Origin of the sequence: Mesorhizobium sp. ZC-5, assembly GCF_025753855.1 — a bacterium.
In the GTDB taxonomy this organism is placed as follows: domain Bacteria; phylum Pseudomonadota; class Alphaproteobacteria; order Rhizobiales; family Rhizobiaceae; genus Neomesorhizobium.
In genome coordinates, this window is the sequence record NZ_JAOWPT010000015.1 from 34,737 (window position 1) to 58,852 (window position 24,116).

17 protein-coding genes and 2 tRNA genes are annotated in these 24,116 nt (G+C 61.2%); 15 read left to right on the top strand and 4 right to left on the bottom strand.

The genetic code is table 11. The annotated features are described in order from the left end of the window. The first annotated feature begins 48 nt into the window (after window positions 1-48). Window positions 49-3,903, top strand: a complete 3,855-nt coding sequence (locus OHD58_RS26620; RefSeq protein WP_263806655.1) for a hypothetical protein — start codon at window positions 49-51, stop codon at window positions 3,901-3,903. Between the two features lie 169 nt (window positions 3,904-4,072). Here the strand turns inward: OHD58_RS26620 and OHD58_RS26625 are convergent, their stop codons facing one another. Genes OHD58_RS26625 through OHD58_RS26635 form a run of 3 tightly spaced genes read right to left on the bottom strand, consistent with a single transcriptional unit; the run spans window position 4,073 to window position 5,061 of the window. Next, window positions 4,073-4,276 carry a hypothetical protein gene (locus OHD58_RS26625; RefSeq protein WP_263806656.1) on the bottom strand — a complete coding sequence of 68 codons (204 nt, stop codon included), beginning with the start codon at window positions 4,274-4,276 and terminating at the stop codon, window positions 4,073-4,075. 10 nt (window positions 4,277-4,286) lie between these two features. Then, on the bottom strand, window positions 4,287-4,619 hold the full coding sequence (locus OHD58_RS26630) for a hypothetical protein (protein ID WP_263806657.1): 333 nt from the start codon (window positions 4,617-4,619) through the stop codon (window positions 4,287-4,289). Window positions 4,620-4,650: 31 nt separating this feature from the next. Next, entirely contained in the window at window positions 4,651-5,061 is a 411-nt protein-coding gene (locus OHD58_RS26635; protein ID WP_263806658.1) for a hypothetical protein, read from the bottom strand. 82 nt (window positions 5,062-5,143) lie between these two features. Between OHD58_RS26635 and OHD58_RS26640 the strand changes: the two genes are divergently transcribed. The 4 genes from OHD58_RS26640 (at window position 5,144) to OHD58_RS26655 (ending at window position 12,087) form a co-directional block, all read left to right on the top strand. Beyond that, window positions 5,144-5,905: an ImuA family protein gene (locus OHD58_RS26640; protein WP_263806659.1), complete on the top strand. Its 762-nt coding sequence runs from the start codon at window positions 5,144-5,146 to the stop codon at window positions 5,903-5,905. Continuing rightward, entirely contained in the window at window positions 5,820-7,343 is a 1,524-nt protein-coding gene (locus tag OHD58_RS26645; protein WP_263806660.1) for a Y-family DNA polymerase, read from the top strand. The genes OHD58_RS26640 and OHD58_RS26645 overlap by 86 nt, the downstream gene beginning before the upstream one ends. After that, the gene (locus tag OHD58_RS26650) at window positions 7,340-10,609 is read left to right on the top strand and encodes an error-prone DNA polymerase (RefSeq protein ID WP_263806661.1); all 3,270 of its coding nucleotides are present in this window, start codon (window positions 7,340-7,342) and stop codon (window positions 10,607-10,609) included. The genes OHD58_RS26645 and OHD58_RS26650 overlap by 4 nt, the downstream gene beginning before the upstream one ends. 1,259 nt (window positions 10,610-11,868) lie before the next feature. Then, the gene (locus tag OHD58_RS26655) at window positions 11,869-12,087 is read left to right on the top strand and encodes an AlpA family transcriptional regulator (protein WP_263806662.1); all 219 of its coding nucleotides are present in this window, start codon (window positions 11,869-11,871) and stop codon (window positions 12,085-12,087) included. Between the two features lie 80 nt (window positions 12,088-12,167). Here the strand turns inward: OHD58_RS26655 and OHD58_RS26660 are convergent. Then, window positions 12,168-12,242: transfer RNA gene (locus tag OHD58_RS26660), tRNA-Asn, on the bottom strand. Between the two features lie 193 nt (window positions 12,243-12,435). Between OHD58_RS26660 and OHD58_RS26665 the strand changes: the two genes are divergently transcribed. The 10 genes from OHD58_RS26665 to OHD58_RS26710 all read left to right on the top strand — a co-directional run bounded on the left by OHD58_RS26665 (window position 12,436) and on the right by OHD58_RS26710 (window position 24,079). After that, on the top strand, window positions 12,436-12,711 hold the full coding sequence (locus tag OHD58_RS26665; protein ID WP_263806663.1) for a PGPGW domain-containing protein: 276 nt from the start codon (window positions 12,436-12,438) through the stop codon (window positions 12,709-12,711). 71 nt (window positions 12,712-12,782) lie between these two features. Then, window positions 12,783-12,856: transfer RNA gene (locus OHD58_RS26670), tRNA-Cys, on the top strand. A 109-nt stretch (window positions 12,857-12,965) separates the two neighbouring features. Next, the gene (locus OHD58_RS26675) at window positions 12,966-13,148 is read left to right on the top strand and encodes a hypothetical protein (RefSeq protein WP_263806664.1); all 183 of its coding nucleotides are present in this window, start codon (window positions 12,966-12,968) and stop codon (window positions 13,146-13,148) included. Between the two features lie 252 nt (window positions 13,149-13,400). Further along, entirely contained in the window at window positions 13,401-14,075 is a 675-nt protein-coding gene (locus tag OHD58_RS26680) for a protein-L-isoaspartate O-methyltransferase family protein (protein ID WP_263806665.1), read from the top strand. A 170-nt stretch (window positions 14,076-14,245) separates the two neighbouring features. Next, window positions 14,246-15,637: a TolC family outer membrane protein gene (locus OHD58_RS26685; protein WP_412177301.1), complete on the top strand. Its 1,392-nt coding sequence runs from the start codon at window positions 14,246-14,248 to the stop codon at window positions 15,635-15,637. A 219-nt stretch (window positions 15,638-15,856) separates the two neighbouring features. Further along, window positions 15,857-16,609 carry a PopZ family protein gene (locus OHD58_RS26690; RefSeq protein WP_263806666.1) on the top strand — a complete coding sequence of 251 codons (753 nt, stop codon included), beginning with the start codon at window positions 15,857-15,859 and terminating at the stop codon, window positions 16,607-16,609. Window positions 16,610-16,742: 133 nt separating this feature from the next. Further along, complete coding sequence (locus OHD58_RS26695; protein ID WP_263806667.1) at window positions 16,743-19,526, top strand: valine--tRNA ligase; 2,784 nt, start codon at window positions 16,743-16,745, stop codon at window positions 19,524-19,526. A gap of 372 nt (window positions 19,527-19,898) precedes the next feature. Then, complete coding sequence (locus tag OHD58_RS26700; RefSeq protein ID WP_263806668.1) at window positions 19,899-21,182, top strand: OmpP1/FadL family transporter; 1,284 nt, start codon at window positions 19,899-19,901, stop codon at window positions 21,180-21,182. Between the two features lie 289 nt (window positions 21,183-21,471). After that, entirely contained in the window at window positions 21,472-23,196 is a 1,725-nt protein-coding gene (ilvD, locus tag OHD58_RS26705) for a dihydroxy-acid dehydratase (RefSeq protein WP_263806669.1), read from the top strand. Then, complete coding sequence (locus tag OHD58_RS26710) at window positions 23,183-24,079, top strand: tetratricopeptide repeat protein (protein ID WP_263806670.1); 897 nt, start codon at window positions 23,183-23,185, stop codon at window positions 24,077-24,079. Before ilvD ends, OHD58_RS26710 begins: the two co-directional genes overlap by 14 nt. Window positions 24,080-24,116 lie beyond the last annotated feature (37 nt).

Consider the following 24,116-nt stretch of genomic DNA (forward strand, 5'->3'; position numbering starts at 1 on the left):
TCTCACCTCTGATTATCGGATATAACGTAGATCCGATTCTCCGTGCCGATGACCATGTTCGACGTTGACCCCAAACAAATAGAAAGCCTCGAAGCCAAAGACCTAGTGCTGCTGCTGCGCCGTCTGCTGTATGCTGAGGCTCAGGCCGCTGGTGTCCCCCTGTCCGGGGTTTCGGTACCGCTGCAGATCACTGTATCTGATGGCGGCGAAGACGGTCGCATCGTATGGACGGGCGGCAAGAATTCAACTGACTTCCTTCCGGGGCGCAGCACCTTCTTCCAGTGCAAAGCCAGCAAGATCGGACGCGCTGGTTGGAAAAAGGAATGCTGGGACAAGTCGACTCATCGCAAAGGCCGAGCAAAAAAGCTCACTCCGGCTATGACTTCGATCATCGCCCAAGGCGGCTGCTATGTCGGGTTCACGACCGAAGCGCTCACCGGGGAGAAGCGTGACGACTACATCACCGGCATGGAGGAAGCGGTGATCGAGGCTGGAGGTAATCCCACAAGGCTGAGAAAGATCGAGCTCTATGACGCAAACCAAATCGCACTCTGGGCCGCCCATCATCCTGCGGTCGCCATCTGGCTATCCGAGAAGTCCCATGGACAATCGTTGGCAGGTTTCCAGACAGTTGAGGCATGGGGCACACAACCAGATTTCAGCACCGAGTACGTCGAGGACGGCGATAGCCGCTACATCATCGGGACGGCCAAAGAGCGCGATCGTGGTGGCGACAACAAGGCGATCGCGAAAGTGGCATGGGAGCGCATCCTCTCGCATGTTGCTGAGCCTGGCCGGCTGGTGCGCGTGGTTGGAACCTCCGGCCTTGGCAAGAGCCGCTTCGTTTACGAGTCCCTCAGAGCGTCGTCGTCCCAACTAGCCGAGATGGTCCAATACCGCGGAGTCGTTGCCGAGTATAAGGCGGTGCCCACGACCTTGCTCTCGGTTGCGACCAAGCTGGCTGAAGACAGCAATCGAACCTTACTGGTGGTAGACGAGTGTCCGCGCGACGTCGCAATCGAACTCGGCAAACAAGCTGCGCGCGCCGGAAGTCTCCTTAGCGTCATCGCGATTGATACTGACGACCAGCCGCTCGAGGATAGCGAAACGAACCTTCATATTGCGCTTTCCCCTAGCAGTGCAGATCTCATCGGGAGCATCATCCGCAAAACGAACCCAACCCTCGACAAGAGCACGGTCGAGCGACTGCGCGAGCTCTGCGGCGGCTTCCCGCGATTTGGCATCCTGGCCGCAAAGAGTGTCGATGCTGGAACATCGCTGTTCGAAACCGCGGATGACGTGATCAATCGCATTCTTGTGGGTGCGAAAATCGAAAACGCCGAGGAGGTGAGGGCCCTCCAATGCCTTAGCCTATTCGAGTCACTGTCGATCGCGGCGACTTCGCCGGTGGAATTGGATGTCGTCGCGACAGTGCTCGGACGGATGCCGGGCGATGCAATGTACGAGCATCTGACCAAGGCACAGCAATTCGACATCGTCGGGCGAAAAGGCGATCGGCTCAGTGCTCAGCCTCTTCCAATCGCCGTCAAACTGGCGATGCGCCGGGTCGCCATGATGCGGCCGAGTCTGCTCGTTCGCTTTATCGCCGCAGCCAGCGACGAGCTTGCATTGGCCCTGCTTCGACGCTGTCGACACCTCGACAAGTCACCGGTGATCCTCGAAGTCGGCAACCTGCTTCTGAGCGACGATGATCTTCTGGGAAAAGACGATGCTATCCTGACACCTCGTGGCGCGGACCTGCTCGATGCCCTAGTCCATGTGTTGCCGGATCGTGTGGCCCAGCATCTCGACCACTTCGTACTCCCACTCGACGACGCTGTCTTGGCGGGAGCTAAGGGTGCGAGACGCAGTTTGGTGGAAGCAGCTGGCAAGCTGGTGTTCAGGCGTCGGTCCTTCGGCATCGCCGCGCGGCTGTTGATGCGACTAGGCGTCAACGAAAACGAAGACTGGTCGAACAATGCCACCGCGCTCTTCAAACAGCTATTTCAGCTCTATCTAAGCGGAACCGAGGTTCCGCCTCCTGACCGGTACGCCATTCTCGATGAGGGTCTGGCGAGCGACGACCTCGCCACCGTGAACCTGTGTGTCGAGGCGTTGGCCAGCGTTTTCAGCAGCGACGTGATCCGGTTGGGAGACTACGGCGAGATCGGGTCCTCCCCGCCTTTGAAGGACTGGACGCCCGAGACGTACGATGAAATTCACGACTTTTATCGCGACGGCCTCCGACGGCTGGCCTCAATCCGCCAGAAGCACCCCGAGCTTGCCGAGCGTTGCGAGGATATCCTGGCGAAGTCGGCGAGGCTCATGCTTAGTACCGGCATTTACAAGGAGTACGCCGACGTCGTCTCCACAATCGCGAGCGAAAAGGGTGGCTGGCCGGATGCCATCGAAAGTGTTGGCGACTGGCTATACTTTGACCGCACGGACACGGGTAGCGAACGCGCCGCGTTCGTGCGGGAACTTTATGACCGCCTTTTTCCATACGAGCCGATCGATCGGGCCATTCTGTTCACCAAGTTCTGGCAATCGGATATTCGCGATCCGGATTTGCGATATGCTGACGAGGACCGAGACTACGACTACTCGCAACGCGCAGCACGCGAGGTCGCCCGTGAGATCTCCGCCAGCCCGGAGCTGACGTTAGCAGCGGTCCGCCGTATGGTAGTGATGGACCTCAGGACAATCTATCCCTTCGCCGATGAGCTGGGCGAGAAAGCTGGTAACCGCGAAGAGGCGTTCCACACGGCACTGGAGGCTGTCGCGGAGTCCAATGGCAGCATACAAATGCTGCGGGGCCTGCTACACGGGATCGATCTCGTCGATTCAGCGATGGCCGACAAGTGTCTCGCTGAAGCATCGCGCCGCCTGACCGGAACCAAACAATCGATAATCAACCTCCACTCGGCCTTGTCTAAGCAGGACCGTGCGCGGCTCGATTTGGCGATCGCCGACCTGAACTCTGGGCGTATTGCGCCCGTGGACTACGCCTATCTCTCCTATGGTCGCGGGCTGGATAACTTGCCGCCTGAGGACGTGGCTGTTCTACTGCGCGCCCTGGCTGAGCGGGGAAGCGATGGCGTCTGGACCGCGCTCGAAGTGGCAATGATGTATCGTTACGGAGAACCGGCACCCGTCGCACATGCGCACGAAATCGCTGCGCTACTCGTCCTGCCAGACCTCGCCGAGCACGCGCGCGAGCGGCGACGGGACTCGCACACATTCAACAGTCTGGTCGATCGGGTACGCTCCTCGATCGGTATCAGCGAGCGGTTCGCCGAAGGCCTTGCCCAACAGTTGGTGAGGCTAACGCAGAGCACGGACTACAACCTTGTTCACACACTGGTCGATGCGATGCGTCATGTCGTCGAAGTGCTCGTTGCGGTCAAGCCGGTAACGATCTGGAGTCACATTGCGCGGTTCTTCGAAACGGCGACCCCGATCGAACGTGGCCGGCTCAAGCAAATGATCGGTCCGGATCGCGATCGCTTCGATCGAACCAGGCATACCGGACCCGGCCCTCTGTTCGGGGTCCCTCAGGACCCTATCCTGAAATGGGCCGACGAAGCGGCGGATCGACCCCCGTTGCTGATCGACTTCTTCCCCATCCTCAGCGACTCCGACGACGGTGTCCGGGAATGGCACCCTGCGCTTGAGGCCATCGCGACGCGTTACGGCACGCAGGAAGCGTTCCTAAAGGCCCTTAGTGGTCGCATGCGCCCGTCGTCATGGTCTGGTTCAATCGTGCCGTTACTCGAAGTTTATCTGGCCCCGCTTGAAAACTGGTACAAGCATCCCGTCCGTGAACTCGCGAAGTGGGCAAAAAGCATGCACCAAAGCCTCGAGGTTCAAATCGAGCGAGAGCAACAGTACGATGATAGTTAAAACACGCTTCCACAACAGCATAGACAGCTTGTGGCAATGAAAGGGCGGTGGCTAGCTCACCTGCGCACGGCCGCCTAACGCCAATCCAACCATACCCCCAATTGAAGGTCCGCAATTCAATTGACGGAGGCCGGAAGCGGCCAGTCTCCTTGCGGCCCCATAGCGGCCCTCAAAGAAACCGCTCTCCATACTCGCGATGCTCGTAGCAGAACCACTTCGATATGCCCTTGCCGCCGCGGGCAAAACCGAAGGCACCCCACTTCTTGCAGCCTGGATGCTCGCAATAGTGGTCAATAATGCCAACCGGATTCCGATCGGTGGTCTCCGGGTAGCGCTTCGAAGGATGCGCAACCGGATTTGCCAACTCGTTCATTTCCGGTCGATCATGTCGCCGGGGCCGGTGGCCGATACGGCGTTCTTTGCATTTCGGCGTAGGCAGGCATGAACCGGTCGAAGTCGTGCGCCGCAATCTCGATCAGCGGCAGGACCCGGGTTTCGATGATCGCAAGGAGTTCATCCGGCATTTCCTCCAGGGAAAGCCAGTCGGTGTTGTAGACAGCCGTGCTCTCGACGGTCCTGTCCCAGCAGCCGTATTCCTCGACGAGATGGTCAAGCCAAGACTGCCAATCGATATCTGGATTGTCGCGACGCCAGCGATTGATGCCGGCAAGGGCTTTTGCCGCCTCCTCGGGCGTTCTCATCACGCTGAATGACATTTTCCGAACCACCTCCCAGGAGCGGGAATCCCTACGCGCGAAGCTTCCGCATCTCCCACTCCTTTTCGAACTGGGATGGCGTCAGCCCGCGAGCGAAAGCCTCTGATGCCGCCATGATCTTCTCCCGGCGGGCATCTGCCTCCGGGTCGACCAGTTCCAAATCAGCCGACTGTGAACGCTTTTCCTCTGGCCAGTCGCGGCAACAGGCCGCTGCCGCCGCTTCATCGGCCTCATCCCAGACATGCAAGAATTCGAAGTCCTCGTCGTCGGGATATGTCTCGTCGTCAGGGAAACCTGCGTCATCCCAACCCTCAACCGCAAATCTGGCTTCGGCCGCGCGCTCGGCAGAGATGCCAGCCTTGTCAAACACGGCCCGTGCCGCAGCCAACCCACGGGCGATCTCGGCGGCGCTGGCACCGGGTACGGTGATCCTGATGTCCATTATCAACTCCTAAGATATTGACTCTCGATGTTGTCAGGAACAAATAGGGAACATACAACAGGCCGGGCGAGTTGAAAAGGGCATGCGTGGTGCCGAGAACCATTCCATTATCGAAGCTCTGCAGGAGCAGATTCGAAACCTTGAAGGCGGCAAGGGCCATCGCCGGGCCGTGCTTCCCTTCGGAATCGAAGAACTGGACCGACGTCTTCCCCAAGGCGGACTGACGCTCGGCGCACTGCATGAGGTGGCAGGTGGCGGCAACGGCGCGCTCGATGGCGCGGCCGCGGCGCTATTTGCCGCTGGAATCGCGGCACGAACGCGCGGCAAGGTTTTGTGGTGCGTGACGCGGCCGGATCTGTTCGCGCCCGCGATCGCCCAAGCCGGGCTACCTCCGGACCGTGTGATCTATGTCGAAGCAGGCGACGAGAAATCGGTTCTGGCCTGTTTCGAAGAAGGGCTTCGGCACGTCGGCTTGGGCGCGGTTGTGGCGGAAGTGGCGCGCCTTTCGATGACGTCGTCGCGACGATTGCAGCTTGCCGCCGAAAGATCCGGTGCAATCGGCATCGCCATCCGTCGCTGGCGTCGCCAGGTTGAGGCCACCGATTTCGGGCAGCCGACGGCTTCGGTCACCCGTTGGCGGGTATCAGTTCTGCCGTCACGACCGCTTCCCGTCCCAGGTATCGGGCGTGCGCGATGGCAGCTTGAACTGATCCGCAGTCGTACCGGCGAAACCCTCGATCTTGAAGTGGAAGCCTGTGATGCCAAGGGTCGTCTCGCTCTTCCTTCCAAGCTGGTCGACCGACCGGCTCAGAAGGAAATTGGGCGTCGCCTCGCTTCCGCCTGATAAGCCTTTGGTGCTTGTGGGGCGGGATGGGCAGCGACGGGTGGTGGTTTCTGCCGACCGCACCGCATTTGACGCAGGTCTGCGGGTTGGCATGCCCGCGACGAAAGCGAAGGCATTGGTGCCTGACTTGATTGTCATGGACGCCGAGCCCGCAGCCGATGCCGATGCATTGGATCGGCTCGCTTTGTGGGCGCTGCGGCGCTATGCGCCCGTGGTCGCTGCCGACCCTCCCAACGGCTTGGTGATCGACACCACAGGGGCCGACCATCTTCACGGCGGCGAACAGGCGATGCTGGCGGATTTGGTCGCACGATGCGGCAGCGCCGGATTGGCAGCACGAGCAGCGATCGCCGATACCTGGGGGGCGGCCCATGCCGTGGCGCGCTTCGTCAGGCGACCAACCAGCCTGGTTCTTTCAGGCGGTATTAGCACCGCACTTGCCGACCTGCCGATCGCAGCCCTTCGGCTGCCGCATGAGATCGTCGACAGTTTGCGCGTTCTCGGCTTCGAGCGGATCGGCGAGGTCATGGCGCTGCCGCGGGCCCCGCTGACACTGCGCTTTGGCCCCGAACTCGGGCGGCGTCTCGATCAGGCTTTGGGCCAACTCGCTGAACCCATCGACCCACTGCGGCAGCCGGATGCGATCGAGGTCCGCCGAGCGTTCGGCGAGCCGATCAGTGCCGCCGAGACGATCGCACAATACATCGGCAAACTCGTCGAAGGACTGTGCCGTGAACTGGAGGCGAAAGGACAAGGTGCGCGACGCCTCGATCTCCTTTTGCATCGGGTCGACAACCGTATTGAGGCAATCCGCATCGGTACGGCATTGCCCGTTCGTGACGCCAAGCGCCTGACGCGTTTGCTGTGCGATAGGATCGAGAAGATCGATCCGGGTTTCGGCATCGAACTGATGCGGCTGGCAGCACCCTTGGCTGAACCGCTTTTCGCGAAGCAGACAATTTCGTCCCTGATCGAAGAACCCGAGGTCGAGATTTCCGGGTTGATCGATACGCTCTCCAATCGCGTCGGCGAAGAGCACCTCTACCGTTTCGCGCCGGTCGCTAGCGACGTTCCCGAACGCTCGGTCAGGCGGGTAGCACCCGCCGCGCCCAACGTCGGAGAATCCTGGCCGGATCATTGGCCGCGGCCAGCACGGCTGCTTCCATTGCCAGAGCCGATCGAGGCATTGGCGTTGCTGCCTGACCATCCCCCCGCAAGCTTCACCTGGCGCGGCATCCGCCGCCGCGTCAGGCGCGCCGATGGCCCTGAGCGCGTCTTCGGCGAGTGGTGGAAACGCGACGCGGAATTGGAAGCCGTTCGCGATTATTTTCAGGTCGAGGACGATGGGGGAGAGCGTTTCTGGATTTATCGCGCCGGCGACGGCGAAGATGCGGCAACCGGATCGCACCGCTGGTTCCTGCATGGAATCTTCGGATGACGACCCATCGTTATGTCGAGCTGCAATGCACGTCGCACTTCTCGTTTCTGCGCGGTGCGAGTTCGTGTGAGGAATTGTTTGCACAGGCCGCGGTGATGGAAATGTCAGCACTTGCCGTTGTCGACCGCAACAGTCTTGCTGGCATCGTTCGCGCCCATGAGGCGGCAAGGACCACGGGTGTCAGGCTTGTCGTCGGATGTCGCCTCGACCTTGTCGAAGACATTTCTCTGCTGGTCTACCCAACTGACCGCGCTGCCTATTCTCGCCTCTGCCGGCTGCTTTCGCTCGGCAAGAAACGGGCGGGCAAAGCCAAATGCACACTGCATTGGGAGGACGTCGTTGCCTACGGCGAAGGATTGATCGCCATCCTCATTCCGCATCAGCCGGACGACAACTGCGCTTTTTGGCTTCGCCGTCTGGGGGAGGCTTTCGGCGACCGTGCCTATTTGGCGCTGACGCTCCGCCGTCGCCCGAACGACCAGCTCAGGATCCACCAACTGTCCAACCTCGCTGTGATGGCTGGTGTGCCGACGGTCGTCACCAACGATGTGCTGTTTCATGTTCCGCAACGCCGCATGCTGCAGGATGTCGTGACTTGCGTCAGGCACAACTGCACCATCGACGATGCCGGATTCCGGCGCGAGCGCCATGCCGATCGCTACCTCAAGCCGTCCGACGAGATGGCGCGCCTGTTCAGCCGCTATCCGGAAGCTCTGGCTCGGACACGCGAAATCGCCGACCGCTGCCGCTTTTCGCTTGATGAGTTGAAGTATCAATATCCCGAGGAGCGGACGTTTCTCGAACTGACCCCACAACAGGCGCTGGAAAAGCTCACCTGGGAAGGCGCAGCAGAACGCTATCCTGAAGGCTTGCCGGACAAGGTCGTCGCGTCACTGAAGCATGAACTGCAACTGATCGAACGGCTGGAATACGCACCGTACTTCTTGACGGTCAATTCGATCGTGCGATTTGCTCGCAGGCAGGACATCCTGTGCCAAGGTCGCGGATCGGCCGCCAACAGCGCAGTCTGTTTCGTGCTCGGCATCACCTCGATCGACCCAGACATCAACGATCTTTTGTTTGAGCGCTTCGTGTCGGAGGAACGCAGGGAACCTCCCGACATCGATGTCGATTTCGAGCACGAGCGGCGCGAGATCGTCATGCAATGGGTGTTCGACACCTATGGACGGGATCACGCAGCCCTTTGTTCCACCGTGATCCGCTATCGTGCTAAGGGCGCATTGCGCGATGTCGGCAAGGCACTCGGTCTGCCCGAGGACCTGATCAAGATGCTGTCATCGCAGGTCTGGGGCTGGTCGGAAGAAGGCGTCGAGCCGAAGCACGCGGAGGATCTTAATCTCAATCTCGGTGATCGCCGTCTTCGGCTGGCGCTCGATCTGGCGCGGCAACTGATGGGTGCACCCCGGCACCTTTCGCAGCATCCGGGTGGCTTTGTGTTGACCCACGATCGTCTCGACGACCTGGTTCCGATCGAACCGGCCGCGATGAAGGACCGCCAGGTCATCGAATGGGACAAGGACGACATCGACGCGCTGCGTTTCATGAAGGTCGACTGCCTGGCGCTCGGCATGCTGTCATGCATGAAACGTTCGTTTGATCTCCTGGCGCAGCACAAGGGCGTCGCGCACGATCTGGCGACTATCCCGCAGGAAGACCCAACGACCTACGCGATGATCCGCAAGGCTGACACACTCGGCGTCTTCCAGATCGAATCCCGGGCACAGATGTCGATGCTGCCGCGCATGAAGCCACGAACCTTTTACGACCTGGTCATCGAGGTTGCCATCGTCCGGCCCGGCCCGATCCAGGGCGACATGGTCCATCCCTACCTTCGTCGTCGCGAGGGCAAAGAAGAAATCCACTATCCGAAGCCAGAGCTCGAAAAGGTGCTCGGCAAGACGCTGGGTGTCCCGCTGTTCCAGGAGCAGGCCATGCGCGTCGCGATCGAATGCGCCGGCTTTACTCCGGGTGAAGCCGACCAACTCCGAAAATCGATGGCGACCTTCAAATTCACTGGCGGTGTCTCGAAGTTTGGTGCCAAGCTTATCGCCGGGATGATCGCCAACGGCTATGAGCGTGAATTTGCCGAAAAGACGTTCAGGCAACTCGAAGGATTCGGGTCCTATGGATTTCCCGAAAGCCATGCGGCGTCCTTCGCACTGATCGCCTACGCTTCGTCATGGATGAAATGCCATCACCCCGACGTCTTCTGCGCCGCACTCCTCAATGCGCAGCCGATGGGGTTTTACGCGCCAGCCCAGATCGTGCGAGACGCGCGCGAGCACGGTGTCGATGTTCGCCCGGTGTGCGTCAACACCTCCCGTTGGGACTGCACGTTGGAACCGACTGGAGATGATAATAGCTTCGCGGTTCGCCTGGGGCTGCGAATGGTCCGCTGCCTCACCAACGACGATGCCGCCACCATCGTCGCGGCGCGCGCCGATGTGCCATTTGCGTCCGTCGACGATCTCTGGCGTCGTGCTGCTGTCCGAACTGCTTCCCTGGTGCAATTGGCCGAAGCTGATGCGTTTCGTCCGTCGCGGGGGCTGGCCCGTCGCGAGGCGCTTTGGGCAATCAAGGCGTTGAGGGACGAGCCGTTGCCGCTGTTTGCCGCGGCCTCGGCCCGGGAGGCGGCTGTGCCTGAACTTGACGAGCCTGCAGTTCCGTTGCGGCCAATGACGGCGGGTGGCGAAGTCGTGGAAGACTATGGACATGTGGGGCTGACGTTGCGGGCGCATCCGGTGAGTTTTCTTCGCGGCGACCTTACGCAACGCCGTATCGTAAGCTGTGCCGCGGCGATGCGGGCACGCGACGGGCAATGGCTGGAGGCTGCGGGCCTCGTCCTTGTCAGGCAGCGCCCGGGATCCGCCAAGGGCGTCATGTTCATCACCATAGAAGACGAGACTGGCATCGCCAATCTCGTCATCTGGCCACAGGTTTTCGAGAAGAACCGTCGAACGATTCTTGGATCGAGCATGCTGTCGGTCCGCGGCCGCATCCAGCGCGAAGGTGACGTTGTCCATCTGGTCGCTCGGCATCTCAAGGACCTGTCGGGAGAACTTGCCAGTGTTGGAGAACGTGATGCAGGGTTCCGGCTCCCCCACGGCAGCGGTGACGAATTTCATCATGGCAGCCCGACACCGGATTCACGCGGATTGCCGTCAAGGGGCACGAAACCGCGCGACATTTACATTCCTGATCTGCACATCGACACGATCAGGGTAAAGCCGAGGGATTTCCATTGAAGCCGAATGCCGTCCATAGCTCGTGATCAGGCCGGTGTTGGGGAGCCAAGGGTTGGCGGGACTTGGATATAAAAAGGCAACCCGAAACAGGATTCAAATTAGGTCGGAGGCCTAAAACTGGCGTCCGCCGTCAGGTCGCCAGACTAGATATAAACGAGGCGATTTACACAGCATTCGGACCGAATCGATGGGCCGGCCGCTAGCCCAGCTGTCAGTCCCCAGCCGATAGTCGCGTCGGACCACCCAAACATAAAACTTGCTGAATTGCTTGTTGGTTACAAAAGACCACAATTCCAGGACATGCGACTCTGAAGGATTGCCTGAGAATTTCGAAAAATCCATCCAGGCGTCAGAATAGTTATGACGCGAGCATGGTGCTCGTAAAAAAATCATGATGCTCACAAAAAATTTAAAATCATTTTCTCATTGGCGCTAAGTCTTGAGTACATTTCCGAAGCTAAAAAAGACGTCACAAGGATTCTCTGGAAAAAATTACGAAATATGCGATAAATAAATGATCATGATATTAAATGACGTGTGTAAGTTCACGCTATATCATTTCTCATCGGAGCGGATTGGTCAGAGCAGGCACAAAATTTGCTCGCTTCATTGGGTGAGTTGCGCGAGAGATGCTCGGATCAATTGAGATATACTTAGTGCCGGCTTGATTTTTGATCTAAAATCGGCAAGATCGCGATCCAGCCGATATTAGTTGTCGGCTGAGTTACGGAGACCCTGAACGAGCGAAAGACTGCACGATCCCAGGTTGATGATTTCGACGGGCCGTTGTGTGCCAGACAGCGTTTCCGGGCCTGAAGGCTATTAGCCGGACCGCTGGACCCATGGCGGCGACGGACACAGTGAAACACCTGGGTCCTCTGCTGGGAGGTTTGAAATGGAAAATGGAAAGCCGGACCAGTTCCGCGAGATGATGGATTGGCTGGAAGCTAAAATGGCGGACGTAGTTAGACACGGCTATTTCGAAATTACCATCCGAGGTGACATAGGCACTCGCGGAAGCCGGCGGATTATGGTGTTCGCTGGCAGGAGCTACAAATTCTATGTTCAGGAGAATGAGGCGGCTCGCGCTACGCCTTCTGCCTCTGAGCGGCGATCCCCGTGATGGGGACCGGAAAGCCAAACCGGACGGCTGTTAATATCGGGAATGATCCGAAGAATGGCCAGGGAGCGCGGGCAGAACAACACACACCCGCGGAACAGCGATGAGACGTCAAAGAAAATCCATAAGACTACTGACGATGAAGGAGTTGAAAGAAGTCAAGGGCATCTCCTACTCCAAGTCCCAGATCTATCGTTTGATGCGAGAAGGGAAGTTCCCTCATAGCATCGCGATCGGCGAGAACCGAATCGAGTTTCTTGAGCCGGAAATCGACGGATGGATTATGGTCAAGATATTGGAGCGCAATGCCAACCTGAAGGCAGCGGGCGAGATAGAGGGTTCGGGCACGGCTTCGTGAATTTTGTCGAATGTTGCCCCAAAAGTTGCCCCGGGGGGCTCCGGTGCCCTTGGACAGTTGAGCTAAAGGCTTGAAAAGATTGGCTCCCCGGGCCGGATTCGAACCAGCGACCAACCGGTTAACAGCCGGTTGCTCTACCACTGAGCTACCGGGGAACATTGGCGCTCGCATGAACGAGGCTGCCTATAGCAAACCCGTTTCCGCTTTGCAAAGCGGCATTCCGCAATTTTTTGAGGCTTTTTGGCGCGGCTTGCTGGCATCCGGCTGGCGGTGGCATCATATGTCGGGCAACCAGCCGACGAACCATCGGAACCAGCCTCCCGGTTCCGCCCGGCGACGGAACGAGCAATGACCGATCGGAATCACGCCCGGGGCGCGCCCGCCCACCGCACCATCCACGTTTTCGGCCGCCGGTTCCACATGCCGCGTTCGCGCGCGTTGCGTGTGCTGATCGGGGTGTTGCTGGTCTTCTTCGGCTTCCTGGGTTTCCTGCCGGTGCTCGGCTTCTGGATGATTCCGCTCGGCCTCCTGATTCTCTCCTACGAATTCCATGTGGTTCGCAGACTGCGGCGCAGGACGATCGTCTGGTGGGAAAAGCGCCAGCGGGCAAAGCAGGGCAAATAACCGGTCGGATGCCGCACGGTGCGCTTGACGCGCATTTTGCGGCAACCTATTGAAGCCGCACAGAGCGGCGAGGCCTCGTGGCGGAGTGGTTACGCAGAGGACTGCAAATCCTTGCACCCCGGTTCGATTCCGGGCGAGGCCTCCAGCCCTCTCGTCCCGGCAGCGTGCGCCGGACCGTCAAAATACATCCCATGTCTGTTTTAAGCGCCAATCGCAGGTTATGGTCGCGGGGTCGCTGATCTGGAGTGTCGCGCTTGAAATCGATCGTTTTTATTCTTCTTGGCCTTTTTCTCGCCGGCTGTGCCAATGACGGCAGCGGCTATGCGTCCTGGACGGCGCGCGAGACCGATCCCGTGGTCTACAAGAAAGTGTACCGTCAGGGCGGGTCCGGGGCCACGGGAGAGACCGGCCGCGACCGCGCTGCCGGAATCCGCTAAATCAGCAATTTAATCAAAAACTGTTGCCGGTCTGTCACGGCGCTCCGGACACTTTTGGTGCGATGGGCCGCCTGCCAAGTGATTGATTGACTGTTAAGGGCAATTTTGCCAAACCCGCTTCTGACAGAACGCTGGGAAGACGCCTTCCGGGCGTGCCTCGAGTTGCTCCGGGCGTCGATCGACGCTCCGGCGGCAGCAGCGTTCTAAACGGATTTAAAGCGCCTTTTCGGGCGCAAACGGCCGGCAGGGAAGATGAGCGCCAACTATTCCGAGATGCGCGTGAAGATGGTCGACGGCCAGATCCGCACGACCGACGTGACCAATTCGGCGATCCTGCTTGCAATGGGCTCCGTGCCGCGCGAAGCCTTCGTCGACGCCAGATTGGGCGAACTCGCCTATATCGACGAGGATCTCGAGATCGTTGCCGCCGCCGAGGGCCGGCCGGCGCGTTACCTGATGGAGCCGTCGCCCTTCGCCAAACTGCTGCAGCTCGCCGAAATCGAAGCGAGCGACAGCGTGCTCGATATCGGCTGCGGTACTGGCTACTCGTCGGCGGTCATTTCGAGGATTGCCGCGTCGGTCGTGGCGCTGGAAAGCGATGCCGGGCTGGCCGAACGCGCCGCCGCCACGCTGGCCGGCCTTGGCCAAGACAACGTCAAGGTCGTGGCCGGACCGCTGGCCGAGGGCCATCGCGAGAATGCGCCTTACGACGTCATCCTTGTCGGCGGCGCGGTGGACGAAATCCCGCAGGCGCTGTTCGACCAGTTGAAGGAACGCGGCCGGCTGGTCACCGTCGAGGGACGCGGCAATGCCGGCGTCGCGCGGCTATACCTGAAGGACAACGGATTTGTAACTGGCCGCCGCGCCTTCAATGCGGCAGTAAGGCCGCTGCCGGGATTCGAAAGAATCGCGGCGTTTGAATTTTAGTTCCTTGCGCCACGATGGATGAACAACCATTTTGGCGCGAGGGTTTTGGACGGTCGTTGCTGAGCGCGTGGGCCATCGGCTCGGTTCAGCGGGGGGCATGAGGGATCAGGACATCTGTCGTCTGGCAGGTACCGGGTCGCTCCCATGAAAACGAATTGAGAGGGTAAGTCGTGTCCCAGTTTCGTACCGGTATGTTTGCCGCGTTTCTAGCTTCGGCCACCGCGCTTGCTCCCGCAAGCGCTTTCGCCGAAACGATCAGTGGCGCGCTTGCCAAGGCTTATCAGCTGAATTCGACGCTGAATTCCGCGCGCGCCGGGGTGCGGGTGACCGACGAGGGCGTGGCGATCGCCAAGTCCGGTTATCGTCCGACCATCACCGGTTCGGCCACGATCGACTATTCCAACACGCATTCGCGCCCTGAGTTCGGCCATCGGACGACGGAACTGACGACAGGCTCGTTCGGCGTCGAGATCCGCCAGACCCTGTTCGACGGCTTCCAGACCAAGAACAACGTCGCCGCCGCCGAATCCCGCGTTCTGGCGCAGCAGCAGAGCCTCAAGAATGACGAACAACTGATCTTGTTCGACGCGGCGAGTGCCTACATGGATGTGATCCGCGACCGGCAGATCGCCGTCCTGCGCGAGCGCAACCTGCAATTCCTGAGCGAGCAGGTGCGCGCGGCGCGCTCCAGGTTCGATGTCGGCGAAGGCACCAGGACAGACGTCGCCCAGGCCGACGCCAGCCGTTCGGCGGCTGTCGCGCAATTGGCCGCTGCGCGGGCACAGGCCAAGTCGAGCGAAGCCATCTACCGGCAATTGATCGGCGAGGAACCGAATTCGCTGAAGGCGCCGTCGCCGCTGGCCAAACTGCTGCCGAAAAGCCTTCAACAGGCGATGGCCCTGGCACAAGAGCAGCATCCGGCGATCGTCGCTACCGAGCGTATGGTCGACGTGGCAGCCTTCACCGTCAAATCGACGGAAGGCCAGTTGCTGCCTCAGGTCTCGGCTTCCGCCGGCGTCTCGGAAGCCTATCGCGACAGTTCGCCGGACACGACGGGCCAGAATGGCCGCTCGACGTCCGCCGGCATCGGCCTGCAATTGACAGTGCCGATTTACCAGGGCGGCCGGACATCGGCGCAGGTCCGTCAGTCGAAGGAGTCGCTCGGCCAGGCGCGCATCGAGGTCGATGTCAGCCGCGATCAGGTCCGCGCCGCCGTCACCTCCGCTTGGTCCCAGTATCAGGCGTCCGCGGAGAACGTATCGGCGATCCGGGAAACGGTCTCCGCCGCCCAGCTGGCGTTGGAAGGCGTGATCGAGGAGCGCAACGTCGGCCAGCGCACGACGCTCGACGTGCTCGATTCGCAGGCCGACGTGATCAACGCGCAGATCTCGCTGGTCGAGGCCGAGCGCAACGTCGTGGTGGCGAGCTACGCCATCCTGTCGGCGGTCGGCAACCTGTCGGCCCGCAGGCTTTCCCTGCAGGTGGCCGAATACAGGCCGGAAGAGCACTACAACGCCGTCAAGGACAAGTGGTACGGCCTCAGGACCCCCGACGGCCGCTGATCGCTTCGCTTCAGCGCCAAGCTTCTATCTTGTGCGAAAGCACCAAAGCCTCGAGATGGGGGATTCTCTAGTCCCGGTCCGTCGGGTACGCTTGTCATTGATTCGGAACCTGATTTTTTAGTGGGCGGTTCCGTGTCGGCATGGTTCCGGGAAGGTTGCACGCCTTCCGGATCAGGATCATGCGGCGAACAACTGGTCACAAGGGCGGCGGATGTGACGATGGCACAAGCAAGCAGCGCGCAGCGCGAACCTTCCATGGAAGAAATCCTCGCATCGATCCGGCGGATCATCGAGGACAGCGATACGGTCCGTAGTCCCGGCGATGAACCGCAGGCGGCAGGGCAGGGCACGCCCGAGCCGGCAGCACCGGAGGCACAACCGGCGACTGGCTCGGTGGTCGACGTGGACGCCTTCCGCGCCGAATTGCGCAGCGCGCCGGAACCTGAAGCAGCCGGGCAGCCGGCCATACCCGAGGTCGTGGCCGAGAAGAAGCCGGTGACGCTTGCCGAGGTGCAGGCCCAGATCGCGCGCGAGACGTACACTGAGGCGCCGACGCCCATCGTCGAGCAGCCGGAACCGCAGGAACCGCTCGATACCGTGGACGAGCTTGCCGCCGATCTCGACATCGAGGATGAGCTCCAGGAGGACGATCAGGCCGAAGAGTCCGCGTTCGTGGCGCCCGATACGGCGTTCGACCGCCGGCAGCCCGCGCTGGACGAAACCCGGTGGACGCCGCCTCAGCAGCAATCGCCGAAGACGGCGATCCTCTCGGAACACACCGGCCGTCAGGTCGCCGCCGCCTTCGGCGAACTTTCCGAGGCTTTCGCTGCCACCCGCAAGAAGAGCTTCGACGAACTGGCCGAGGAAATGATGCGGCCGATGCTGCAGGACTGGCTGGACAACAACCTTCCCGTGCTGGTCGAGCGGCTTGTCCGCGAAGAGATCGAAAGGGTGGCGCGCGGCGTGCGCTAGCCCAGTATTTCACCGGCCATGGAACGCGCCGCCGCCAGGCGGCGTTTTCGTTTGGGAGTGGCACAGTTGACTCGCCTCCGCCCTTCCGATTTACAGCGGCCAGCCAGTTTCCCGACATTTGCGGACAGTTTCGATGCTTGAGAAGACCTACGACGCAAAGACCGTCGAACCGAAGATCGCCAAACTCTGGGAAGATGCCGACGCGTTCCGCGCCGGTGCCGGTGCCGCCGAAGGCGCGGAGCCCTTCACCATCGTCATCCCGCCGCCCAATGTCACCGGCTCCCTGCACATGGGCCATGCGCTCAACAACACGCTGCAGGACATCCTGATCCGCTTCGAGCGCATGCGCGGCAAGAACGTGCTCTGGCAGCCGGGCATGGATCATGCCGGCATCGCCACGCAGATGGTTGTCGAACGCCAGCTGATGGAGAAGCAGATCCACCGGCGCGATCTCAGCCGCGAGGAATTCATCGACAAGGTGTGGGAGTGGAAGGCCGAGTCCGGCGGCATCATCTTCAACCAGTTGAAGCGCCTTGGCGCGTCGGCCGACTGGTCGCGCGAACGCTTCACCATGGACGAGGGCTTGTCGAAGGCGGTGATCGAGGTTTTCGTCGCGCTTTTCAAGCAGGGACTGATCTACAAGGACAAGCGCCTCGTCAGCTGGGATCCGAAGCTGCAGACGGCGATTTCCGACATCGAGGTCGAGCAGCAGGAGGTCAACGGCAATCTCTGGCATTTCCGCTATCCCGTGGAAGGCCAGAAATTCGACCCGGAGAACCCCAAGACCTTCATCACCGTCGCGACGACGCGCCCCGAAACCATGCTGGGCGACACCGGCGTTGCCGTGCATCCGAAGGACGAACGTTACAGCCATCTCGTCGGCAAGAACGTCATCCTGCCGCTGGTCGGCCGCAAGATCCGGGTCGTCGCCGACGAATATTCCGATCCCGAGAAGGGCACCGGTGCGGTCAAGATCACGCCGGCGCACGACTTCAACGATTTCGAGGTGGGCAAGCGCCACAAGCTGCGCGCCATCAACATCATGACCGTCGACGCGGCGATTAATCTCAACGAAAACGAGGACTTCCTCGAAGGACTTGATTCGACGCCCGAGCTGGAAAAGACGCTTGCGGCGCTGCACGGCCAGGATCGTTTCGCGGCGCGCAAGCTTGTCGTCGAGATGATGGAGGCCGGCGGCTTCCTGGAAAAGGTCGAGCCGCACAGGCATGCCGTGCCGCATGGCGATCGCGGCGGCGTGCCGATCGAGCCGTTCCTCACCGACCAGTGGTACGTCAACGCGCACGAAATGGCGAAGCCGGCGATCGCCTCGGTGCGCGAAGGACGCACCAGGATCATACCAGGCAGTTGGGAAAAGACCTATTTCCAATGGATGGAGAACATCGAGCCCTGGTGCATCTCGCGCCAGCTCTGGTGGGGTCACCAGATTCCCGCCTGGTATGGACCCGACGGCCGTGTCTTCGTGGAGAAGACCGAGGAAGAGGCGCTTGCCGCCGCCGTCGAATATTATCTGGCGCTCGAAGGGCCGTGGAAGGCATGGGTCGAGGACCAGCTCGAGAACTTCGAACCCGGCAGGATACTCACCCGCGACGAGGACGTGCTCGACACATGGTTCTCCTCGGCGCTGTGGCCGTTCTCGACGCTGGGGTGGCCTGAAAAGACCCCGGAGCTGGACACTTACTATCAGACCGACGTGCTGGTGACGGGCTTCGATCTCATCTTCTTCTGGGTCGCCCGGATGATGATGATGGGCCTGCACTTCATGGACGAGGAGCCGTTTCACACGGTCTACATGCATGCGCTGGTGCGCGACAAGAACGGCGCCAAGATGTCGAAGTCGAAGGGCAACGTCATCGACCCCCTCGAACTGATCGACGAGTACGGCGCCGATGCGCTGCGCTTCACCCTGTCGATCATGGCGGCGCAGGGCAGGGACGTTAAGCTCGACCCCGCCCGCATCGCCGGATACCGCAATTTCGGGACAAAACTCTGGAACGCCACGCGTTTTGCCGAGATGAACGGCGTGGCGCGCAACGATGCGTTCTGGCTCAACGATGCCAAGCTCACCATCAACCGCTGGATCCTGACCGAGCTGACGCGGGCGACGAAGGAGGTCACCGACGGCATCACGTCGTTCCGTTTCAACGACGCGGCGGGCGCTGCCTACCGCTTCGTCTGGAACCTGTTCTGCGACTGGTATCTCGAGCTGCTGAAGCCCGTTTTCATGGGCGAGGACGAAGCGGCGAAGGCCGAGAGCCAGGCAGTCGCCGCCTTCGTGCTCGACGAGATCTACAAACTGCTGCACCCGTTCATGCCGTTCATGACCGAGGAACTCTGGGCGCATACGGCCGGCGAGGGCCGCGAGCGCGCGACGCTGCTTTGCCACGCGGCATGGCCGCAGCCGAGTTTCCAGGACGCCGAGGCGGCGGCCGAGATCAATTGGCTGGTCGATCTGGTTTCAGGTGTCCGGTCGGTGCGCTCGGAAATGAACGTGCCGCCCGCGGCAATCGCGCCGTTGGTCATGGTCGGCGCCAACAACGCGACGCGCGAACGGCTTCAACGGCACGAATCCGCCATCAGGCGCCTGGCGCGCGTCGGCGACATCACCCACGAGACCGCCGCGCCGAAGGGGTCGGCGCAGATCGTTGTCAACGAGGCGACCGTCTGCCTGCCGCTCGGCAGCCTGATTGACCTGAAGGCCGAAGCCCAGCGCTTGCAGAAGGAAGTGGCGAAGGTCACCGAGGAAATCGCCCGCATCCTGAAGAAGCTCTCGAACGAGAAGTTCGTCGCCAATGCCAAGGAGGACGTGGTGGCGGCCGAGCGCCAGAAACTCTCCGAATACCAGGAAGCGCAGGACAAGCTGCAGGCGGCGCTGTCGCGGCTTCGCGACGCCGATTGAGAGCACTTTCTGAAGTGATTCTGAGCCTGCCTTTCCTTACCGGAAGGCAGGCCTTTTTGCCTGTCAAATAGGCATACCGCTACGTTAGATGCAGGGCCTGGTGCAATTTTTAGCCGTATTGTTGCCATAATGTAACAATGGGCCAAAACGGGCCGATAACGGGCGTTTTTTGCACGCATTGCGCCGGTTTTATTGACTATTTTCCGGCAAGCTGCGCCACAAAACGGCATTTTTGAGCCCTTGAGTTCGACCCCCGAGCCGGCCTCGCGCCTCCTTTGGTTCCTGGAAACCAATTCGTCTCAAAATCCCGGTTGCACGCATCGGGTGAATTGGTTCTAGCTTACGTTTACGGAATTCGGGGAGAGAATTTTCATGAACAATCTTTTGAAATCGCTGCTGGGGGCAGGCTGCGGACTGGTTGCGATGGTAGGCGCGGCGAATGCCGGCGGCCTGGAGCGCGGTGGCTACAACATCGACCTTTTGTTCGATGCGTCGCCGTTCGCGGCCGAGGCGTCCGGCACCTATGTCATGCCGGACCGCAAGCTAAACAATGTGGTCGATATCAACCCGGCCAATGGTATCGGGTCGAATGGAATCGGCGGCGGAGCGAGGAACGGTGTCAGCGACACCGAGGACTACTGGGTGCCGCGCATCGGCTTGAAGGCCGGCATCGGCCAGAGTGTCGACTGTATGGTCGACTATTCGCAGCCTTGGGGCGCCCACACCAATCCGGGCGCCAACTGGATGGGCGCCAACGACAACATCGAAACCAAGATCAACAGCGACAACTACGCCGCGACCTGCTCCTACAAAATGGACGCGGGCAAGGGTCAGTTCCGCGTGCTTGGCGGTGTCTTCTACCAGGAAGTGGATGGCTTCAAGGAACGTCTCGTCGCGCCGGTGCCTACGCTGACCGGTACCACGGCGTTCGGCAATGGTATCGGTCGCCTTGACCTGGGGGATGAGGGCGTGGGCTGGCGCATCGGCGCGGCATACGAGATTCCCGAGATCGCGTTCCGCGCGAGCCTGGTCTACAATTCGGCGGTCAAGCTTGACGGGCTGTCCGGTACGGTCGACCTGACACAAATTCCCGGTTTCATTATTCCGGGAAACCCGGTGCTCGGCAAAGTGACGCCCGTTTTCGGCCAGGCGACGATGCCCGAAACCGTCGAATTGAAGGTTCAGTCCGGCATCGCGCCCGACTGGCTTGCCTTCGGTTCGATCAAGTGGGTCAACTGGAGCCGGCTGCAGTCCGTGGATCTCTGCCCGGTCGGCACCGAGGCTATTCCCTGCGTACAGAGCAGCCCGACGTTCGTCACCTCGCTCGACCTGCTCTATCGCGACGGCTGGACGGTTTCCGGCGGCGTCGGCCACAAGTTCAACGACCAGTGGAGCGGCGCTGCCAGCATCACCTGGGATCGCGGCACGACGACTGGTCTCAGCGCGCAAACCGACACCTGGACCTTCGGTGGTGGCGTTTCCTATACGCCGACCCAGAACGTCGAACTCCGCTTTGCCGGCGCACTCGGCATCCTGACCAGTGGCTCGGCCGGCCCGATAACCAAGGACGGGATCACCTACGGCGAAGAAGTGACCTACGACTTCGACAACGATCTGGTCAGCGCGCTTTCGGCGACGCTCAAGGTAAAATGGTAAGCAACACGAATTGAATAAAAAAAGCCGGGCTCTGCCCGGCTTTTTTGTGTCCGGTGGTAGGTGCCGCGCCGCGTCGCGTCCGTCGTGAAGCGGCACCGTTCGTTCTTTGTGCCGTCCGTTCAAATGTGACGATTCCGCAACACTGCCCCAAGATGCGATCTGCCCGCCGGGGCGCGTGCCCGATTTGCCCATTTCCCGCCATAAACCAAGCGCACCCGAAAGGCTGTCCTTGTGCGCGTATCTCGATTTTCGCGGCATGAGGGTGCCGCGGTGGGCGGCAAGGACATAGATGGACGCCAGGGTAATCAACAAGGCCAAGCTTCCCAGCCTGCATGTGACCGTAGGACCGGCGCGTGCGCCGCATCGTTCCTACCTTTATGCCATGGGCCTTTCGGCCGCCGAGATCGCCCAGCCGCTGGTCGGCGTCGCATCGTGCTGGAATGAGGCCGCACCCTGCAACATTTCGCTGATGCGCCAGGCGCAGGTGGTCAAGAAGGGCGTTGCCGCCGCCAACGGCACGCCGCGCGAGTTCTGCACCATCACGGTTACCGACGGCATCGCCATGGGCCACCAGGGCATGAAATCGTCGCTGGTGTCGCGCGATGTCATCGCCGACAGCGTCGAACTCACCATGCGCGGCCATTGCTACGACGCGCTGGTCGGCTTGGCCGGTTGCGACAAGTCTCTTCCCGGCATGATGATGGCGATGGTGCGCCTCAACGTTCCGTCGATCTTCATCTATGGCGGCTCGATCCTGCCCGGCACCCATCGCGGCCGCCAGATCACCGTGCAGGATGTGTTCGAGGCGGTCGGCCAGCATTCGGTCGGCGCCATCGATGACGCCGAACTGCTGGAAATCGAACAGGCGGCTTGTCCGTCTGCCGGGTCCTGCGGTGCCCAGTTCACCGCCAACACGATGGCGACGGTCGCCGAGGCGATCGGCCTGGCGCTGCCTTATTCCTGCGGCGCGCCGGCCCCCTACGAGATGCGCGACCGCTTCAACTTCGCGTCCGGCGAAAAGGTCGTGGAACTGATCGCCAGGAACATCCGGCCGCGCGACATTGTTACCCTCAGGTCGCTCGAGAACGCCGCCGCCGTCGTCTCCGCCACCGGCGGCTCCACCAATGCGGCGCTGCATCTGCCGGCGATCGCCCACGAGGCCGGCATCAAGTTCGACCTGTTCGACGTTGCCGAAATATTTGCCAGGACCCCGTACATCGCCGACCTCAAGCCTGGTGGCAAATATGTGGCGAAGGACATGTTCGAGGCCGGCGGCATCCCGCTTCTCATGAAAACCATGTTGGAAAACGGCTACTTACACGGCGACTGCCTCACTGTGACAGGTCGTACTTTGGCCGAAAACATGGAGCACGTTCGCTGGAACGATGAACAGGATGTCGTGCGTCCGGCCGACAAGCCGATCACCGTGACCGGCGGCGTGGTTGGCCTCAAGGGCAACCTGGCCCCTGAAGGCGCGATCGTGAAGGTTGCCGGCATGGCCGTGTTGAAGTTTTCCGGCCCTGCACGCTGTTTCGACAGCGAAGAGGAATGCTTCGAGGCGGTGACGAACCGCAGCTACAAGGAAGGCGAGGTTCTCGTCATCCGCTATGAAGGCCCCAGGGGCGGCCCGGGCATGCGCGAGATGCTGTCGACGACGGCCGCGCTCTATGGCCAGGGTATGGGCGGCAAGATCGCCCTGATAACGGACGGGCGCTTCTCGGGCGCCACACGCGGCTTCTGCATCGGCCATGTCGGCCCCGAGGCGGCTGTCGGAGGTCCGATCGGATTGCTGAGGGATGGCGACATCATTTCCATCGATGCCGTGTCGGGCATCCTGGAGGTGGCGCTGTCCGACGAAGAACTGGCAGCCCGCGCCAAGGGCTGGAAGCCGCGCAGCACCGACTATCAGTCGGGCGCGCTGTGGAAATATGCGCAGACTGTGGGTCCGGCCAGGGATGGCGCGGTCACCCATCCCGGTGGAGTGAAAGAAACGCATTGTTATGCCGACATCTGAAACCATAAGGACAGCAGTCCTGTCGGCTCTCGTCGCCGCGACGACGCTCGGCTTTGCCGGCGGCGCCTTCGCACAGGAGGAGGCGCCGAAGCGCTCCAGCCCGTGGGCGGTGTTCAAGTTCGGCTTCTCCGCCTACAAGAGCGGCCACAAGGAGCAGGCCGTCGAGGCTTACCGCTATGCCGCCGAAAACGGCCAGATCGGCGCCACTTGGAAGCTCGCCCGCATGTATGCGCAAGGCGACGGCGTCGCCCGCAACGACTATGAGGCGTTCAAGTTCTTCAACGAGATCGCGCAGCAGGATGTCGAACCCGGCAGCCCGGACGAAAGCTACGTCTCCGACGCGCTGGTGGCGCTTGGCGACTATCTGAAGACCGGCATTCCCGGCAGCCCGGTGAAGGCCAATCCGGCGGCCGCGCAGGAATTGTACATGCGTGCGGCGGCGAACTACCGCAACCCGGCCGCCCAGTATGAAATGGGCAACATGTTCCTCAAGGGCGAGGGCGGCATGAAGGCCAGCGTCCGCCAGGCCGGCCGCTGGTTCCAGCTCGCCGCGGAAAAGGGCCATGCCGGCGCCCAGGCAACGCTGGGCAACCTTTTGTTCCAGAGCGGCAAGGTGGTGCGCGGCCTCGCTATGATGACAGCAGCACTCGAACGCGCCAATCCGATAGACCGCACTTGGATACGCTCGATGCAGGAAGAGGCGTTCTCGCTGGCCGCCGAATCCGATCGCCGTACCGCCATCGCCCTGGCCGAGGACATCCTCACCAAGGGGCCGGGCGGCAACAGCGGCGGCGACAGGGAAATCGCCGCACCGGCGGCGCCAGGCGTCAACGGCGGTCCCGCCGCGGCGGATACAGGTTCCGCGTTGGGCTTCGGCCAATAATGCATGTCGCCCGAAAGTGTCCTCGGTTGCGGGATAA

Excerpts from the sequence above, each read along its gene's own strand:
- OHD58_RS26620 (WP_263806655.1), top strand. The coding sequence starts at position 49 with ATGACCATGTTCGACGTTGACCCCAAACAAATAGAAAGCCTCGAAGCC.
- OHD58_RS26625 (WP_263806656.1), bottom strand. The coding sequence starts at position 4,276 with ATGAACGAGTTGGCAAATCCGGTTGCGCATCCTTCGAAGCGCTACCCG.
- OHD58_RS26630 (WP_263806657.1), bottom strand. The coding sequence starts at position 4,619 with ATGTCATTCAGCGTGATGAGAACGCCCGAGGAGGCGGCAAAAGCCCTT.
- OHD58_RS26635 (WP_263806658.1), bottom strand. The coding sequence starts at position 5,061 with ATGGACATCAGGATCACCGTACCCGGTGCCAGCGCCGCCGAGATCGCC.
- OHD58_RS26640 (WP_263806659.1), top strand. The coding sequence starts at position 5,144 with ATGCGTGGTGCCGAGAACCATTCCATTATCGAAGCTCTGCAGGAGCAG.
- OHD58_RS26645 (WP_263806660.1), top strand. The coding sequence starts at position 5,820 with ATGCCAAGGGTCGTCTCGCTCTTCCTTCCAAGCTGGTCGACCGACCGG.
- OHD58_RS26650 (WP_263806661.1), top strand. The coding sequence starts at position 7,340 with ATGACGACCCATCGTTATGTCGAGCTGCAATGCACGTCGCACTTCTCG.
- OHD58_RS26655 (WP_263806662.1), top strand. The coding sequence starts at position 11,869 with ATGAAGGAGTTGAAAGAAGTCAAGGGCATCTCCTACTCCAAGTCCCAG.
- OHD58_RS26665 (WP_263806663.1), top strand. The coding sequence starts at position 12,436 with ATGACCGATCGGAATCACGCCCGGGGCGCGCCCGCCCACCGCACCATC.
- OHD58_RS26680 (WP_263806665.1), top strand. The coding sequence starts at position 13,401 with ATGAGCGCCAACTATTCCGAGATGCGCGTGAAGATGGTCGACGGCCAG.
- OHD58_RS26690 (WP_263806666.1), top strand. The coding sequence starts at position 15,857 with ATGGCACAAGCAAGCAGCGCGCAGCGCGAACCTTCCATGGAAGAAATC.
- OHD58_RS26695 (WP_263806667.1), top strand. The coding sequence starts at position 16,743 with ATGCTTGAGAAGACCTACGACGCAAAGACCGTCGAACCGAAGATCGCC.
- OHD58_RS26700 (WP_263806668.1), top strand. The coding sequence starts at position 19,899 with ATGAACAATCTTTTGAAATCGCTGCTGGGGGCAGGCTGCGGACTGGTT.
- ilvD (WP_263806669.1), top strand. The coding sequence starts at position 21,472 with ATGGACGCCAGGGTAATCAACAAGGCCAAGCTTCCCAGCCTGCATGTG.
- OHD58_RS26710 (WP_263806670.1), top strand. The coding sequence starts at position 23,183 with ATGCCGACATCTGAAACCATAAGGACAGCAGTCCTGTCGGCTCTCGTC.